The organism is Agromyces albus, assembly GCF_030815405.1.
In the GTDB taxonomy this organism is placed as follows: domain Bacteria; phylum Actinomycetota; class Actinomycetes; order Actinomycetales; family Microbacteriaceae; genus Agromyces; species Agromyces albus_A.
On record NZ_JAUSWX010000001.1, the window covers coordinates 3125847 to 3142327 of the forward strand.

Below are 16481 nucleotides of genomic sequence, written 5' to 3' on the forward strand. Positions count from 1 at the left end.
TGGTGCCAAGCTGTGCTTGCTCGTGCCAGTGGCACGAATGCCACTCTGCGCAAGAATACGGCCATCCCTGGAGGAGTGCCTCTCCGCAGAATCGGTCGATTTGTCGACAAGTTGACCGATTCCGCGGAGCGATATCACGCTGGTCGCTCGAGACCGAGAGCTCGATCGCCTGACAGTTGGAACGCGCCGTCTCAACCGCGTCGGCGCGCCGCCGTCTGCCGATCGTTCTCGCGCTGGATGGCCTCGATCAGCTCGTCCTTCGACATCGTCGACCTGCCCGGCACGTCGAGCCGCTTCGCGATGTCGTACAAGTGCGCCTTCGACGCGGTGGTGTCGACCCCGCCCGCCGTGTCGCCGCTGCGATCGGTGGCGCCCTTGTCGCTCGGGCCGGGGTGCTCCTTCTGCTCCCAGTGGTCGCCGACCTTCTCGAACTGGTGCTTCAGCGCCGCGAACGCCGTGCGGCGCGCGAGTTCGCCGTCGCCGTAGGTCTCGACGGCCGCGTCGTAGGTCTTCGTCCAGATCTCCTGCGCGTGCTTCGGGGAACGCGCCAGCGTCGACGGCATCTCCTCTTCGGCTGGCATGCTGCCTCCCTGCTCGTTGAAGACGGTGGGGCCTCCGACGCTCACGCTACGTCGATCATCAAGCGCCAGGAACGGGGTGGACATCAGGGGCATCCGTCCGTAGCACACCCGTGCTCGTGGACATTCCCGACCAGCCGCTCCCCGACCGTGACTCCGCCACTGATGCTGAAAACGCATCAGTGGCGGAGTCACGCGTCCATCACACCCGCTCGAACGGCGGCGGCACCGGTGCGGTGATGCCTGGTAGAGCCGACGAAGCTCAGCGCCCCACGTACACCCACGCCACCAGCCCCGACTCGAGGGTCACCTCGACGCGGTGGTAGTCGTCGACCTCGTACTCGTCGGCGGCGGCGAGCTGCGCGGGCGTCAGCTCGATCACGGCGCCCTCGACACGGTGGGCCGCGTCGCCGGTGTGCTCGAGGATAGGGTGCTCGGCCTCGCCGCTCAACGCGAGCACCGCGGCATCCGTGATCCGCACCATTCGCACCCGCCACCCGGCGAGCGCATCGGGAGCGGTGGGCAGCTCAGCGCCGAACGTTTGGCGCTGCACGTGGGGCAAGCGGAGGGTTCCATAGGAGAAGAGCCGGTCGACGGATGCCACGGCGACAGCATAGAGCGGGGGGCGGGGGTTGGGGTGGGGGTCGTACGATCGAGAGCATGAGCGAGCCCGTGCGGCCCTGGTGGAGCGGCGATGACGACATCGGCGGCATCGGCTTCGCGCGCTTCTTCGCGTGGACCGGCCTGCTGCTCGGCGTCGGCGCGGTTGTGCTCGCCGTGGCGGCACCGCTCGAGGGCGACGCGCTGCGCACCGTCTGGATCACCGGGTTCGGTGCCATCGCGATGTGGGTGTCGTTCATGGCCGTGCCGCGCTACCGCAACGCCGGGGTGCGCGTCTCGCTCGCCGTGCCGGCCACCATGGTGCTCGGTGCCCTCACGATCGCGATCATGGTCTACGCGTTCGCGGTGATCGCGTTTGCGGCGGGCGGCATCATCCTTCCCGCGCCGGCGCACTGGGTCGAGGTGCCGGCCGGCCCGCCCGTCGTCACCGCCTGACGCCGAGTCCGAGCACCCGCTAGGCTGACCGACAGTGACACGGGGTGCCGCACCATACGGCTGAGATCACACCCGTCGAACCTGATCTAGTTCGAACTAGCGAAGGGATGTCGCGTTGAGCGATCGTCTGTCTGTCGACCCTGCCCACCTGACCCGCCCGGCTGGCCTTGCCGACCCGGCCAGCCATGCCCATCCGGCCGAGCAGGCCGCCGCCCTGCTCGACCGCGTGCGGGCGACCACACCACTGGTGCACTGCATCACGAACAGCGTGGTCACGAACTTCACGGCCAACTCGTTGCTCGCCCTCGGGGCGGCGCCTGCGATGGTCGACATCCGCGTGGAGGCCGGCGTCTTCGCGCGCATCGCCTCGGGCCTCCTCGTGAACCTCGGCACGCCCCACGAGGAGCAACGCGACGCCGCCCGCGAGGCCGTCGCCGCTGCACGCGAGGCCGGCACGCCGTGGGTGCTCGATCCGGTCGCGGTCGGCGGCTTGCCCGTTCGCACCGCGCTCGCGCATGTGCTGCTCGAGCACCGGCCCACGGCGATCCGCGGCAACGCGAGCGAGATCATCGCGCTCACCGGTGTCGGTGGGGGCGGGCGCGGCGTCGATGCATCCGACTCCACCGAATCGGCAGCGGATGCCGCGGCAGCACTCGCGGCGGCGCACGGCTCGGTCGTCGCGGTCTCGGGGGCGATCGACCTCATCACCGACGGCACCCGCATCGCGCGCGTGGGCAACGGTGACGCCCTGCTCACCCGCATCACGGGCGGCGGCTGCGCGCTCGGCGCGGTGACCGCCGCGTTCCTCGCGGTGAGCGACGACGCGTTCGCGGCGACGGTCGCGGCCACCGTGAGCTACACGATCGCGGCCGAGCTCGCCGCGGCACAGGCATCCGGTCCCGGCACCTTCGGGCCGCTCTTCCTCGACGCCCTCGCGAGCGTCACCGCCGACGACCTCGTGGCACGTGCCGACCTCGTGGTCGCGGATGCGCCGGCGCTGGTGCGGTCGTGAGCACGCGGACCGCGCTCGACCTCTCGCTCTACCTCGTCACCGACGCGACGCTCTGCGGCCCCCGCGGCGTCGCCTCCGTCGTGGCCGACGCGGTCGCCGGCGGCGTGCGCGTGGTGCAGTTGCGCGACAAGTCGGCGGATGCCGCGACGCTCCTCGCCCAGCTCGAGGAGCTCGCCGCGGTCATCGACGGCCGCGGGACGCTCCTCGTCAACGACCGGCTCGACGTCGTCGTCACCGCCCGCCAGCGCGGCGTGCCCGTCGACGGCGTGCACCTCGGCCAGCGCGACGACGCCGTGCTCGAAGCGCGCGAGCTCCTCGGCGCCGACGCGATCGTCGGGCTCACGGCGAACCATTCGTCGCACCTCGGCACCGTCGAGCGGATGCCGCGGGGCTCCGTCAATTACCTGGGTGTCGGCGTGATCCGCCCCACCGCGACGAAGCCCGACCATCCGCCCGCGCTCGGTGTCGACGGGTTCGCCCGGTTCGCCCGGGCCGCGGAGCTTCCGTGCGTCGCGATCGGCGGCATCACGATCGACGACGTCGGGCCGCTTCGCGCGGCCGGCGCGGCGGGGGTCGCCGTGGTGTCGGCGCTCTGCGCGGCATCCGACCCGCGTGATGCAGCTGCACGGTTCGCGACGGCGTGGGGCGAGCGATGAGCGGCGGCGGCACGACCGGCCGCCGGGTGCCGCGGGTGCTGAGCATCGCGGGCACCGACCCCTCGGGCGGCGCCGGAATCCAGGCCGACCTCAAGTCGATCGCCGCGGTCGGCGGCTACGGCATGTCGGCGGTCACGGCGCTCGTTGCCCAGAACACGCGTGGCGTGCGGAGCGTGCACGTGCCGCCGGCGGCGTTCCTCGCCGAGCAGCTCGACGCCGTGAGCGATGACGTCGTGATCGACGCCGTGAAGATCGGCATGCTCGCGAACGCCGAGATCATCCGCACCGTCGGCGACTGGCTCCGACGCGTGAAGCCGCCGGTCGTGGTGCTCGACCCCGTGATGATCGCGACGAGCGGCGACCGGCTGCTCGACGCCGATGCCGAGGCCGCGCTGCGCGAGCTGCTCCCCCTCGCCCACCTCATCACGCCCAACCTGCACGAGCAGGCCGTGCTCGCGGGTGAGCCCCGCGCCGCGACGTGGACCGAGGCGCTCGCGCAAGCCGAGCGGCTCTCGGCGTCGCTCGGCGTGCTCGTGCTCGCGAAGGGCGGGCACCTCGGCGGAACGGCGGCACCCGACGCCCTCGTCGACGCGAGCGGCCGAGTCGGCCCGAGCAGCGTCAGGAGCGGGAGCGGCGCAACCGGCACGGCCGCGCCCCGCATCATCGAGTTCCCGGGCGAGCGCATCGAGACGGCGAACACGCACGGCACCGGTTGCTCCCTCTCTTCCGCCATCGCGACCCTGCGCGCCGAACTCGGCTCGTGGGAGGCCGCCGTGATCGAGGCGCGCCGCTGGCTGCGCGAGTCGATCACGCACGGCGCATCGCTCGACGTGGGCGAGGGGCATGGCCCGATCAGCCACTTCGCCGGACTCTGGGAACGCGGCGGCCTGAGCACCGCGCCGGCTCCCAATGAGGTCGAGGCGGAGTGGTGGGCCGGCATCGCCGACGTGCGCGACGCGATCGACGAGCTCGGCTTCGTGCGCGGTCTCGCCGACGGGTCGCTCGATCGCTCGCCGTTCCTGCGCTACCTCGCGCAAGACGCGCTCTACCTGCGCGATTACTCTCGAGTGCTCGCGGTCGCCTCGAGCTCGGCGACGGATGCCGCGGAGCAGGCGTTCTGGGCGGCGAGCGCCCGCGGCGCGATCATCGGCGAGCTCGAACTGCACGCGAGCTGGCTCCCCGAGGGCGAGGCGTTCGCCGCCGAGCCGGATGCCGCGACGACGGGCTACCTGAACCACTTGCTCGCAACGGCGGCCAGGGGCGATTATCCCGTGCTCGCCGCGGCGCTGCTGCCGTGCTTCTGGATCTACGTCGATCTCGGCGGGCGGCTCGCGGCCGGCGCGTTCGGTCCGCAGGCGCTCGCGCCGGAGCATCCGTATGCCTCGTGGCTCAAGACCTATGCCGATCCCGGGTTCTCCGTCGGGACTCGTGAGGCGATCGGCATCGTGATGCGGCTCGCCGCCGCGGCCGATGCGCCGACGCGGGAAGCCATGTGGCGGGCGTTCCGCGCGTCATCCGAGCACGAGCTCGCGTTCTTCGCCTCGCCGCTCGGCGAGCAGGGCGCCGGCACCCTGGCAACGACTACGGCAACCGCGCACACAGCGAACCCACAGCTGCGGAGCGACATCCGCGGAACAGCGCACGAACCTGCCGTGTTCTCCTAGGTGACGCCCTGACACCACCTCAACCGGTGTCAGGCGTGGGCACCGCAGCCAGCGGCGCCGAGATGGAGGAAACCGTGTCACAGGACTACCGCAAGACTCCCGAGGCGATCGAGCGCCTCACCCCGCTGCAGCGCAAGGTCACGCAGGATGATGCAACTGAGCCGGCGTTCCGGAACGAGTACTGGAACAACAAGGAGCCCGGCCTCTACGTCGACGTGGTGTCGGGGCAGCCGCTCTTCGCGTCGGTCGACAAGTACGACAGCCGCTCCGGCTGGCCGAGCTTCACGAAGCCGATCGAGGGCGACGCGGTCGTCGAGAAGGTCGACCGGTCGCTCTTCATGAAGCGCGTCGAGGTTCGCTCGGCCGCAGCCGACAGCCACCTCGGGCACGTGTTCGACGACGGGCCGGCCGACGCCGGCGGCCTGCGCTACTGCATCAACTCGGCCGCGCTGCGCTTCGTGCCGCTCGCCGAGCTCGAGGAGCACGGCTACGGTCAGTACCGCGCACTGTTCGGCGACGCCGCGCAGTCACAGAAGGAGGACGCATGACGACCAACACCGAGACCGCCATTCTGGCCGGCGGATGCTTCTGGGGCATGCAGGATCTGATCCGCAAGCGCCCCGGGGTCGTCTCGACCCGGGTCGGCTACACGGGCGGCGACGTGCCCAACGCCACCTACCGCCACCACGGAACCCACGCCGAGGCGATCGAGATCGTGTTCGACCCGTCGCAGGTGAGTTATCGCGACCTGCTCGAGTTCTTCTTCCAGATCCACGACCCGTCGACGCGCAATCGCCAGGGCAATGACATCGGCCTCAGCTACCGGTCGGCGATCTTCCCGACGACCGAGGAGCAGGAGACGATCGCCTACGACACGATCGCCTACGTGAACGAGTCCGGCCTCTGGCCGGGTCCGGCCGTGACCGAGGTCACGCCCGCCGGCCCGTTCTGGGAGGCCGAGCCCGAGCACCAGGACTACCTGGAGCACTACCCCAACGGGTACACGTGCCACTTCGTGCGGCCCGGCTGGAAGCTCCCGCGCCGCGGTGAGGCGACCGTCGCGTAGCCGGCTTCGGCATCTGAAGACCCGAACACCCGAACCGCCCCGGTGACCGCTCTGGTCGCCGGGGCGGTTCGCTGTCTGCATCAGAGATGCTTCGCCGGCCCCGCGGGTCGCAGCGCGTTGGTCCATGGACCGGCCGCGTCGAGCGCGTCGACGTCGGAGCGGTCGCCGAGCAGCTCCCAGCGCTGCAGGGAGAGCGGCACGTTGCCGTTGAGCCACACCGCGTCGTGGAACTCGCGCAGCGAGAAGTCGGCGCCCCGCGCGATCATCGCGTCGGCGAGCAGGCGCTGCACCTCCTGCTTGCCCACGTGGTACGACATCGCGAGGCCCGGGGTCGCGACGTACATCGCGGTCTCCTCGGTTGCGGTCTCGACGTCCATCGGCACCGAGTCGACGAAGAAGCGCACCGCCTCATCGAGACTGAACACGCCCGTGGCGAGGTTGACGTCGACGACGACGCGCAAGGCGCGCAGCCGCATGAAGTTGTGCACGATCGTCTGGGAGTGCGGGGCGTCGTCGAAGAGCCCGGCGGTGAGCATGAGCTCTTCGTTGTAGTGCGCGATGCCCTCGTTCGCGACGGAGTCCACATAGCGTCGGCGCAGCGGATTGGGGTGCGCCCACGAGAGCGCGAGCTGCTGGCTGTGCGCTCCCTCGTGGATGATGCCGAGGCGAGGGTCGCGCACGTTCGCCACCTCGAAATACGGCAGGTCGGATGCCGGTGCTGACACGTACGACACGGCATCCTCGCCGCGCCGCGCATCGTTCGTGAGGTCGTCGGTCACGCCGAGGAACGCGAGCGGCTCGAGGTACGGCGGATACGCCGCGAACCGGTAGTGCCGCAGACCGGTCGGCTGGGTCAGGAGGCCGTGCTGCTCGTAGAACTCGCGCACCTCCTGCTCTCGCGTCGCCTCATCGGCGACGAGTGTGTCGAGGTCGGCCGCGAGCTCGGCCGGTGGAACGTCCCGGTACCGATTGCGGGTGACCGTCTCGGCCACGACGCTGCGCCGGTAGTCCTGGAGCGCAGCGCGCACGAGCTCTTCGGGCTCGGCCGCGACGAGCGCGATGTGCCGGAGGTACCAGACGAACGCGTCACGGCCGACGACCGCATCGCGGCCGAGTCGATCGGCCGCGCGCCCGAGCCAGTCGGCGTAACGCGTGAGCGCGACGCTCGCGGCGGGCTGCACGTCGGCGAGCGCGGTCGCGGTCGCGGCATCCACGAACGGCGACAGTGCCTCGACCGACTCGGCGAGGCGCGGGCCGACGTCGTCGAGCTGCGCCGCCGCGACCCTGGCGAGGGTCGCGACGCCCGCCCGCTCGAGGTTGGCGATCGCCTGATCGACGCCGGCCGGCAGGGCGGCGAGCACCTGCACGAGCGCAGCCTTCCGCTCGCCCTCGATGGGTGCCGGCCGCAGCAGCAGGTCGAACCACGGCCCGAGGATCTGGCTCGTGAGGAACACGGCGTCGCGCTCCCAGTTGCGCAGCACGTCGAGCTCCCAGTGTACCCGTGCGAGCGCTGAGCCGAGCAGGCGATGGTCGACCTGTTCCGCGACCGGTGCCGAGATCATCGCGGCCGCGGCATCCGCTGCTCGCCATCGCTCGGCGAACTGCGCGAGCTCGGCGCGCTGCACCTCGATCGCCGCGGGGTCGAATCGCGGCAGCCACGCCGCCGGACGCTCGATTCGAGGGATGTCGTCGCCCGAGCGGAACGAGTTCACCGCCCGCCACGACCAGAAGTCGGCGCTGAGACGATCGAGGTCGGTTGCGTGCGACGTCATGACGGCCACGATAGACCCGGGCTCCGACAGACGACAGCGGAGGGTCTGGGGGGCGTGAGGCAAGGCCGCTCAGCGGTGGTTCCGCTCCGCAAAATCGGTCGATTCGTCGACAAGTAGACCGGCCCCTGCTCACGATGCCGCTCCAGGGGACCATGCCCCTGCAAAATCGGTCGATTTGTCGACAAGTAAACCGATCCTGCGGAGCGGATGCCCCGGCCGACGATTCCGTCCGGAAATGCCAGCTCCACCGGCAATACCGGCATCGTCGGCACTACCCGTCACAAAAGCTGGGCGACTTGTCGACAAGTTGACCGATTTTGCAGAGAGACACCACCGCGGAGCGCCGGACCTGGAGCCTCAGTAGGCGGGTGATCCGAGGATCATGCGGTTCGCGGCATCCACCTGACCGCGAAGGGTGCAGAGGTCGACGATCCACCAGATGAAGACACCGAAGATGATGAGCAGGCCGATACCGAGCCAGCTCAGCGCCCAACCGCCCCACCAGAGCAGGATGTACGCGATGCCGGCACCGACGTTTCCGAGGTAGAAGTGATGAGCACCGAATCCGGCCAGGAGGATGGCGAACACGTACGCGATGCCGGTGTCCTTGAGCGGGCGCACGAACGTCGGCGCCGGCTGCTGGTACGCGACCACCTGGGCGACGTTAGGCGTTGCCGGCGGTGCCGGCGGTGCGAAATGCTCGGTCCATGCCGCGCCGCTCCACCACCGCTGTCGGCCGGAGCCGTCGTCGTACCATCCGGGCTGGGGCAGGGGTGCGGAATCAGACACGACGACGAGCGTATCGGGGGGCGACCGGCCGCCACGATATGCGCTTCGCGCCACGCCGCCGCGACGAGAGCGGCCCGCAGCGGCGTCCGCGCGGAACGGCGAACCGCGGGGAGTAGAGTCCCACGCGGGAGGCTCACGTGAGCGACGAACTGGTGCTCGTCACCGGCGGTACGGGCTTCGTCGGAGTGCACTGCGTCGTGCAGCTCCTCGATGCCGGCTACCGGGTGCGCACGACGTTGCGGTCGTCGAGCCGCGCCGATGAGGTGCGTGAGATGGTGCGGGTGGGCGGAGCGGATCCCGAGCTCCTCGAGTTCGTCGAGGCCGACCTCCTGCACGACGACGGCTGGCCCGCCGCCGCCGCGGGCGCGAGCTACGTGCTGCACGTGGCATCCCCGTTCCCGGTGCGCCAGCCGAGAGACGCGAACGAGCTCATCAGGCCGGCGCGCGATGGCGCGCTGCGAGTGCTCGGGGCTGCGCGCGACGCCGGTGTGCGGCGCGTCGTGCTCACGTCGTCGTTCGCGGCGATCGGATACGGGCGGCCCGACCCCGGGCGGCCGTACACCGAGGAGGACTGGACCGACCTGTCCGCCCCGCGCCTCCCGCCGTACACGAGGTCGAAGACGATGGCCGAGCGCGCTGCGTGGGACTTCGTCGGCCAGGTCGAGCGTGAGGGCGGCGACCTCGAACTCGCGGTCGTGAACCCCGTGCCGATCTTCGGGCCGGCGCTCGGCCGCGAGCTCTCCACGTCGGTCGAGCTGCTGCTCCGGCTGCTGAACGGACGGGTGCCCGCCGTGCCGAACGGCGCGACCACCGGCGTCGACGTGCGCGACGTCGCCGACCTGCACGTGCGAGCGATGACGGATCCGGATGCCGCGGGCGAACGGTTCCTCGCGATCTCGGGCGACCCCATCAGCTTTCCCGACATCGCGAAACTGCTCCGCGATCGCCTCGGCATCGCTGCAAAACGCGTGCCGACAGGAGTGCTCCCCGATTGGCTCGTGCGGATGGGGGCGCTCGTCACGACCGAGCTGCGGGCCGTCGCGCCGCAACTCCACCGCAGCCAGGGCGCGTCGAGCGCGAAGGCCGAACGGTTGCTCGGGTGGCGGCCTCGACCGCTCGACGAGGCCATCGTGGCGTCGGCCGAGAGCCTCGTGCGGCTCGGGCTCGTCAAGGCCTGAGACCGACCCCGACACCGCCCCACGCTCCCCCGAAATGGGGGTGCTCTTCTCAGGGCCTGCCCGTAGCCCGCGACATCCGTTCCGAAGTATTCTCGGCACTGATCCGTCCGACGTCACCCGAACGCCTCGCCGGCTCGCACCAGCAACGTTCACGGCGTCCTGCAATCGTGTCGGACGCCCTCCCTGAGTGCACCTCACCCACGCCGGAGACCAGTCGACCGCTGAGAGCGGATGTTCGCATCGACACATGGTGAGACGCGATGACCGACATCGGGACAGGGTTCCTGCAAGCCATCGAAGACTTCGGCAACTCGCGCCTCGGCGCGATGTCGGCCACGACGTTCCGTGACACGGGGCCGTTCCTCGAGTCGATCGTGACGTTCGACGGACCCGGGGTCGAGGCGCGCTTCACCCAGCTGAAGGCCGATATCGAGGCGATGACGCCGATCTTCGAGGCGATCGCGAAGAAGATCAAGAAGCAGACCGAGCTCATCGGCAAGATGGTGAGCGAGTCGGCGGCCGACATCGACAGCGACGACTTCGACGTCGACGTCGCCGGGCGGGTCGCGGTGCGCATGGGCACGGCCCTCGCGGCGATGGACGAGGCGTATCTCATCATCGCGACCGAACTCGCCAAGGACGCGGGCGGCAACGTCGACACGGCCATCCGCGACGGCCTCATGGGCCTCTGGAATCCGTGGGCGCAACCGTTCAAGGACCTCGGAGCGGGCGCCGCGAACCTGCTCAACCGCTTCGGCTCCTCGGTGCTCGGCATCGAGGATCTCGTCGACAAGCTCGGCGCCGTGCTCACCCTCGACCGCACCGGCGGCAAGTTCGTGCTCTCGGCGAAGATCGTGAAGCCAGACGCGGTGCGGCTCGGCGCGCTCACCCTCGACCAGGTCGCGTTCGAGGCGTTCCTGCAATTCAGCGACCGCGAGGTGACGAATCCCACCGAGACCGAGAAAGCCTCTCTCCTCGAGCGCGACGGCAAGTGGTACATGGGGGATGTCGCGATCATCGGGCTGCGGCTGCGCACCCTCCTCGAGCCGGGGCTGACGAGCGACCCGATGCTCTCGAAGATCATGCCGGGCTCCACCGAGCCGAAGACGACGAGCCTCACCACGATCTCCCTCGACAGCGCCCAGGGCCTCTACCTCGGCGACGGCCGCGGCAATGAGAAGGCCGTGCTGCCGGTGCGCTTCTCGTTCCCGGGCGTCGAGCTGCGCGAGGTCGCGTTCGGTTTGCGGCGCAACCCCGAGCGCGAGGTCACCGGCTTCGAGCTCACCACGGCGGTCGCCGCGAGGATGGGCGACGTCCTCGGCATGCAGATCGTCGGGTCGGGTTTCATCGTGTCACTCGACGGCGAGGTCGAGCACCAGGCGATGTTCCCGCTCGCGGTCTCCCCGCGGTGGCCCGACCAGGTCGGCCTGCGAGTGAAGGCAGGGCCGATCGAGGGCGGCGGGTTCATCCAGCGCGTCGAACGCAAGTACACGGTGAACGGCGAGGAGATCACCCGCATCGAGTTCGGCGGGGTCGTGCAGCTGAAGATGCTGAACTTCGGGGTCACGGCGATCGTCATCCTCTCCCCCGACCCATTTTCGCTCGTGCTCGTCATGGGCATCCGCTTCCCGACGGCGATCGAGCTCAGTTGGGGCTTCACCCTCAACGGCATCGGCGGCATCCTCGCCCTCAACCGCGGCCTCGACCTCGAGGCGCTGAGGAAGGGCATGAAGGAGCACGTGCTCGACAAGATGCTCTTCCCCGACAACCCCGTCGCCGAAGCCCCGAAGCTCCTCGACAACGTCGCGAACGTGTTCCCCCCGCGGGACGGCGGCTTCGTCGTCGGCCCGATCGTCGAACTCGGCTGGGGTTCGCAGGCGAAGTTCGTCGAGATGAAGGTCGGCGTCGTGCTGGCCCTGCCCGATCCGATGGTCGTCATCCTCGGTTCGTTGCGCGTGCGCGCGCCGAGCAAGGAGGCGCCGATCACCGACATCCGCGCGGATGTGTTCGTCGCGATCACCCCCGACTACCTGCTCCTCTTCGCGAGCATGCGCGACTCGAAGATCGCGGAGATCAAGGTCTCGGGCGACCTCGGCCTGTACATCCAGTGGTCGGGCAACGGCGCGTTCGAGCTGTCGATCGGCGGCTTCCACCCCGAGTACGAGAAGCTCACGGGCGCGAAGCCGAAGCTCGGCGAGCTTGACCGGGTCACGATCGACCTGTCGCCGTCGAAACAGGTGAGCTTCGTCATCAAGGCCTACTTCGCGGTGACGGCCGGCTCGGTCATGCTCGGCGTCGACGGCCGGTTGAAGGCCGACTTCGCGATCATCGTCGTGAAGGCCTGGCTGACGCTCGACATGATCTTCATCTGGTCGCCGCGCTTCGCGTTCAAGATCTCGATCGAGGTCGGCGTCGAGGTGGAGCTGCTCGGCTTCACGCTCTGCTCGATCGTGTTCCGCGGCGAGCTCGAGGGCACCGCCCCGTGGAAGCTGGCCGGCCACGTCAAGGTCGACGTCTGGTTCCTCCCGACCTTCGACGAGGACCTCGGCCCAATCGAATGGGGCGAGCAGCCGAAGCCGGTGGGCGCGAAGATCGACGCCCTCCAGATCGCCGCGGAGGCGATGAACAAGGACGAAGCCTGGAAGGTGGCACTTCCCGACCACGCCGCCCAGCTCGTGATCCTCGGCGAGGTCGACATCGACGGGCGCATCGCCCACCCGCTCGCCGCCCTCGAGGTGTCGCAGACCCAAGTTCCCCTCGGCGTGAAGATCTCGCACATCGGCTCGTCGCCCGTGAAGGCCGACATGGTCACGATGGGCACGCCGGCCTCCCCCACGAACACCGAGCTCGTCGGCGCCGTGAGCGAGGTGCGCACCGGGTTCGCCCCGGGCCACTACTTCGACCTCGAAGGCGAGGGGCTGCTCACCCGATCGGGATTCGAAGACCTGGTGGGCGGATGCCGCATGGCCGCCGCCACGACGCCGAAGGTCGGGGCATCCGTGCCCACCGAGGTCACGTACCGCACCTACATCCGCAATCCCGATGCGCCGTCGACGCTGCTGGAGAAGGTGCTCGACTTCGCGATGCTCTCCCCCGATTACGCGGCGAGGACGGCCGTGGGCCGGGCGGGGGCGGACACCGGCAATCCGTACGTGAATGTGTCGAAGCCGCCAGTGGTCGTCGCCGAGAAGGGCGTGTCGACGATCGCCGACGCGCAGGGCGGCGGGGCGCTGCTCTCCGTGCTCGGGGCCCTGAGCGCGACCGAGGCCGCACTCATCACCGATGCGATCAACGCCGAGGGCGCCGCATCCGCGGCGCGCGTGAACGTGAAGGGCTGACAGGAATGGCCGAGCTGGATGCCATCGCCGCGAGCGTCGTCACACACCGCTCACGGCGAGCGCCGCGAACGTGGTGCGCGACGCGTTCGCGCTGAACATCACCCCCGAGGACGAGTACGTCGAGAGCGAGGTTGCCCTCGAGCTGCTCGAGTTCGCATCGTCCGCGGTCGGCGGGCTCGCCGCCGCAGCGACTGACCCCGCCGCGGGCGCCGTGCGCTCGAGTTCGACGGTGGCGGTGCCGCTCGCCGATTCCGCAGGCAGCGCCGCGAGCGCCTCGCTCACCGTCACGCTCTACGGGCCGGGCGACGTGCGCGGTCTCGAGAGCACCCAGATCGTGCGCCGATTTCCGACGCCCGGCGCCCGCACCGCCGAGGAGACCGTGCTCGCCCACGTCGAGTTCGACCGGCCCGAGCTGCCGTGGGCGTTCAGCGCCGAGCCGCCCGGCGCGCAGATGCGCCCGTGGCTCACCCTCGTCGTCGTCGAGCGCGCGAGCGTGATGTGGGAACCGGCGACGACCGCCCTCCTGCCCGTCATGCAGGTGCCGCTCGCGCAGCTCCCGTCGCTCGCCCGCGCGCACCTGTGGGCGCACGCGCAGGCACCGCGCAGCAGCCTGCCGCCCGAGAAGGCGCTCACTGCTCGCCTCTCCCCCGCGCACGCCCCCGTCAATCTGTCGCGGCTGCTCTCCACTCGTGTGCTGAAGCAGGACACCGACTACCTCGCCGCGGTCGTGCCGACCACCGACGTCGGCGTACGCGGCGGTCTCGGGCTGCCCGGCGGCTCGCTCGATGCGGCGTGGACGAGCGGCTCGCCCGACCCCGTGCGGTTGCCGGTCTACGACAGCTGGGAGTTCCGCACCGGCCCCGACGGCGACTTCCGCGCTCTCGCGCTGCGACTGCAAGGGGTCGTCGCGCCCTATGAGGTGGGCCGCCGGTTCATCGACACCTCGGCGCCGGGCAGTCCGCTCCGCGATCTCGCCGACGGCGAGGTGGGCCCCAAGCAGGTGCTGCGCTGTGCAGTGTTCTCGCCGACGCCGCCGCCGCCCGAGAAGGCCGTCGCCGAGCATGCCGCCTGGCCGCCTGCGTTGGTCGACGACCTCCGCGCCGAGCTCGACCTGCCAGCGGGCATCGAGGGTGCCGCGGCATCCGCCGGGGGTATCCCCGACCTGCCGATCGTCGGCCCCCGCATCTACGCGAGGCTCCACCGCGGCAGCGCCGTCATCGAAGGCACGGACTGGTTCGCCGAGCTCAACCTCGCCCCCGCGAAGCGCATCGTCGCCGGCCTCGGCACACGGGTCGTGCAGAAGGACCAGGAGCAGCTCATGCAGGCGGCGTGGGCGCAGCTCGGCGAGGTCGAGCGCGCCAACCGGGCGATCCGCCTCGCCCAGCTCGCCGAACTGCTCGCCACCCGCCTGCACGACCGGCTGCGGGGCCTCGACGCCGGCCGGCTGCTGCAGGTCACCGCGCCGCTCGCCCGCCGGGTCGCCGTCGACGAGCACCGCACCCTCTTCGGCGCGATCGCCGCGAGCGCCACTCCCGCGACCGTGACCCTCGGCGCCTACCGGCGGGTCACCCGCCCCGGCGGTCCGATGGTCAGGCGAGCGGATGCCTCGGCTCAGGTCCGTCTCACGAGCCTCGTCGGTGCCGACGGGGCGATGCGTGACTTCACCCGCGTGTACCGCAACCCCGACGGGGTCGGAGGGCTCTCGGCCGAGGTCGTGAAGGAGCTCGACGTCGCCCGCGTCGCCGAGGCCATCGACCTGCCGTCGCGGGAGGTGCTCGGTGTGCTCGCCTCGGCGAACGAACTCGTGGTCGAAGGCGGCACCTTCGCCGGATACCTCACGAAGCCCGAACGGTGGAAGGCGCCCGACGCCACCTTCGAGCCCGGGCGCGACCTGGCCGACCGGTGGGGGCAGCGTCTGCTCGAGCCCGCCGTGCACCCCGTGCTCGAGTCCATCCGCGCGCAGCGGGTCGGGCCGCTGCTCGCTGAGCTGGCCGGATCGAAGCTCGTGCGCGGCAGCGCCGTCGGCGAGCGCCTCGAGGGGGCGGCGGTGCAGTTGAACGACCGGGTCATCGAGATCTTCCGGCCCGAGGTGCGGCCCCCTGAACGGCCCGGCCCTGGCCGCGTGCTCGGCGGTGCCACCGGGACGTTCGGGCGGCTGAGCGCGCGAGGTGCTGCGGGACGCGTCGGCGGCGTCGGCGAGCGCGGCATTGACGTGACGGCAGCCGCGGCCAGAGGCATCCGTCTCACGGACCTTCAGCTGCGCGCCGGGACGACACTGCGCGCCGCCGACGTCGCCCGGCTCGAACCGCTCGGCCCAGTAGCGGACCGGCAGGCGAAGGACGCGGGCCTCGCGCGCTTCGCCGAACTCGCCGAGGTGAAGCTCACCCCGGTGCTCGACCGCATCGACGACCTGCCGCTCGAGGTGCTGCGCGCCGAGATGTCGACCCTCGTCGACCCCGGCGCACTGCTCACGATCGCCCCGGTGCCGCACCGCGACCTGCTCACCGTCGATGCCGCCGAGATCACTCGCCTGCTCGAGCCGGCCCTCACCGTGCGGCAGTCGCTGAACGGTCGACTCCGGCTCTCGGCCGAGATCGGGGCGAAATGGTTCGCGAAGCCGCGGATCGAACCGATCATGGCCGCGCCGCGGTTCGACCGGCCGATGTACCGGGCGCTCGAGGCCTTCGACCGCGACTGGCTCGTGCCCGGGCTCGGGCTGCTGCCCGCGAACGACTTCGTCACCGTGCTCTCGACGAACAGTGAGTTTATGGAGGCCTTCCTCGTCGGCCTCAGCGACGAGATGGGGCGCGAGCTGCTCTGGCGCGGCTACCCGACCGACCAGCGCGGAACCTACTTCCACCGGTTCTGGAGCCCGCAGCGCGACGAACTCACCGGGCCGGTGCACGCGTTCGCCAAGACGGGGCTCGGCAAGCACATCTCGCTCGGAGGGACCGGCGGCAGCGGCGGCCGCGCGGTCATCGTCGTCAAGAGCGAGCTCGTACGCCGCTTCCCCGACCTCGTCATCCAGGCCGTGAAGAACCAGGGCACCGTCGCCGAACCCGTGTTCGAGACGGTCGCGCAACCGCAGATCACGGCGACCGTGCTCTTCGCCGAGCACCTCGATCCCGACATCGCACTCGTCGGCGTCGACCTCAGCGTCGAGGAGCTCGACGGGAACAACTGGTGGATCGTCATCGCCGAGCACCCCGGCGCCACTCGCTTCCAGCGCCCGGGCGACGACCAACTGCCGGCGACGGCCAAGTTCCTGACCGACAACGCCGCGGATGCCGCCGCCTATGCCGACCTCCACCTGCACCGTCCCGTGCGAGTGGCATTCGAAGCGACCGACCTCATCGTGACCGGAGCGTGAGC

Annotated in this window: 13 protein-coding genes and 1 riboswitch; of the genes, 9 read left to right on the plus strand and 4 right to left on the minus strand. The window is 70.6% G+C overall.

Annotated features, from left to right (window positions below):
• Positions 1–191 precede the first annotated feature (191 nt).
• Positions 192–581 carry a ChaB family protein gene (locus QFZ29_RS14790; protein WP_306896742.1) on the minus strand — a complete coding sequence of 130 codons (390 nt, stop codon included), beginning with the start codon at positions 579–581 and terminating at the stop codon, positions 192–194.
• 259 nt (positions 582–840) lie between these two features.
• Positions 841–1182, minus strand: coding sequence for a gamma-glutamylcyclotransferase family protein (locus QFZ29_RS14795; protein ID WP_306894807.1), 342 nt, complete (start codon positions 1180–1182; stop codon positions 841–843).
• A 56-nt stretch (positions 1183–1238) separates the two neighbouring features.
• Between QFZ29_RS14795 and QFZ29_RS14800 the strand changes: the two genes are divergently transcribed.
• From QFZ29_RS14800 to msrA, 6 genes are all read left to right on the plus strand, one after another.
• Entirely contained in the window at positions 1239–1634 is a 396-nt protein-coding gene (locus QFZ29_RS14800) for a hypothetical protein (protein WP_306894808.1), read from the plus strand.
• A gap of 30 nt (positions 1635–1664) precedes the next feature.
• A riboswitch (TPP riboswitch) is annotated at positions 1665–1759 on the plus strand.
• Positions 1760–1782: 23 nt separating this feature from the next.
• Positions 1783–2646 (plus strand): hydroxyethylthiazole kinase, encoded by an 864-nt coding sequence (gene thiM, locus QFZ29_RS14805; RefSeq protein WP_306896743.1) that lies wholly within the window; start codon positions 1783–1785, stop codon positions 2644–2646.
• Complete coding sequence (gene thiE / locus QFZ29_RS14810) at positions 2643–3302, plus strand: thiamine phosphate synthase (protein WP_306894809.1); 660 nt, start codon at positions 2643–2645, stop codon at positions 3300–3302. Before thiM ends, thiE begins: the two co-directional genes overlap by 4 nt.
• Positions 3299–4966, plus strand: coding sequence for a bifunctional hydroxymethylpyrimidine kinase/phosphomethylpyrimidine kinase (locus QFZ29_RS14815; protein WP_306894810.1), 1668 nt, complete (start codon positions 3299–3301; stop codon positions 4964–4966). Before thiE ends, QFZ29_RS14815 begins: the two co-directional genes overlap by 4 nt.
• A 74-nt stretch (positions 4967–5040) precedes the next feature.
• On the plus strand, positions 5041–5514 hold the full coding sequence (gene msrB / locus QFZ29_RS14820; RefSeq protein ID WP_306894811.1) for a peptide-methionine (R)-S-oxide reductase MsrB: 474 nt from the start codon (positions 5041–5043) through the stop codon (positions 5512–5514).
• Positions 5511–6032, plus strand: coding sequence for a peptide-methionine (S)-S-oxide reductase MsrA (msrA, locus tag QFZ29_RS14825; protein ID WP_306894812.1), 522 nt, complete (start codon positions 5511–5513; stop codon positions 6030–6032). Before msrB ends, msrA begins: the two co-directional genes overlap by 4 nt.
• Before the next feature lie 80 nt (positions 6033–6112).
• On the opposite strand, the gene QFZ29_RS14830 is transcribed toward msrA, so the two are convergent.
• Together QFZ29_RS14830 and QFZ29_RS14835 are read right to left on the minus strand one after the other, a co-directional pair.
• Complete coding sequence (locus QFZ29_RS14830) at positions 6113–7804, minus strand: DUF885 family protein (RefSeq protein WP_306894813.1); 1692 nt, start codon at positions 7802–7804, stop codon at positions 6113–6115.
• A 357-nt stretch (positions 7805–8161) separates the two neighbouring features.
• A complete protein-coding gene (locus QFZ29_RS14835; RefSeq protein ID WP_306894814.1) occupies positions 8162–8593 on the minus strand; it encodes an NINE protein in 432 nt (143 codons plus the stop codon).
• Positions 8594–8730: 137 nt separating this feature from the next.
• On the opposite strand from QFZ29_RS14835, the gene QFZ29_RS14840 reads away from it, so the two are divergent.
• The 3 genes from QFZ29_RS14840 (at position 8731) to QFZ29_RS14850 (ending at position 16479) form a co-directional block, all read left to right on the plus strand.
• Positions 8731–9771: an SDR family oxidoreductase gene (locus QFZ29_RS14840; protein ID WP_306894815.1), complete on the plus strand. Its 1041-nt coding sequence runs from the start codon at positions 8731–8733 to the stop codon at positions 9769–9771.
• Positions 9772–10031: 260 nt separating this feature from the next.
• Positions 10032–13109: a DUF6603 domain-containing protein gene (locus QFZ29_RS14845; RefSeq protein WP_306894816.1), complete on the plus strand. Its 3078-nt coding sequence runs from the start codon at positions 10032–10034 to the stop codon at positions 13107–13109.
• Positions 13110–13179: 70 nt separating this feature from the next.
• On the plus strand, positions 13180–16479 hold the full coding sequence (locus tag QFZ29_RS14850) for a hypothetical protein (RefSeq protein ID WP_306894817.1): 3300 nt from the start codon (positions 13180–13182) through the stop codon (positions 16477–16479).
• Positions 16480–16481 lie beyond the last annotated feature (2 nt).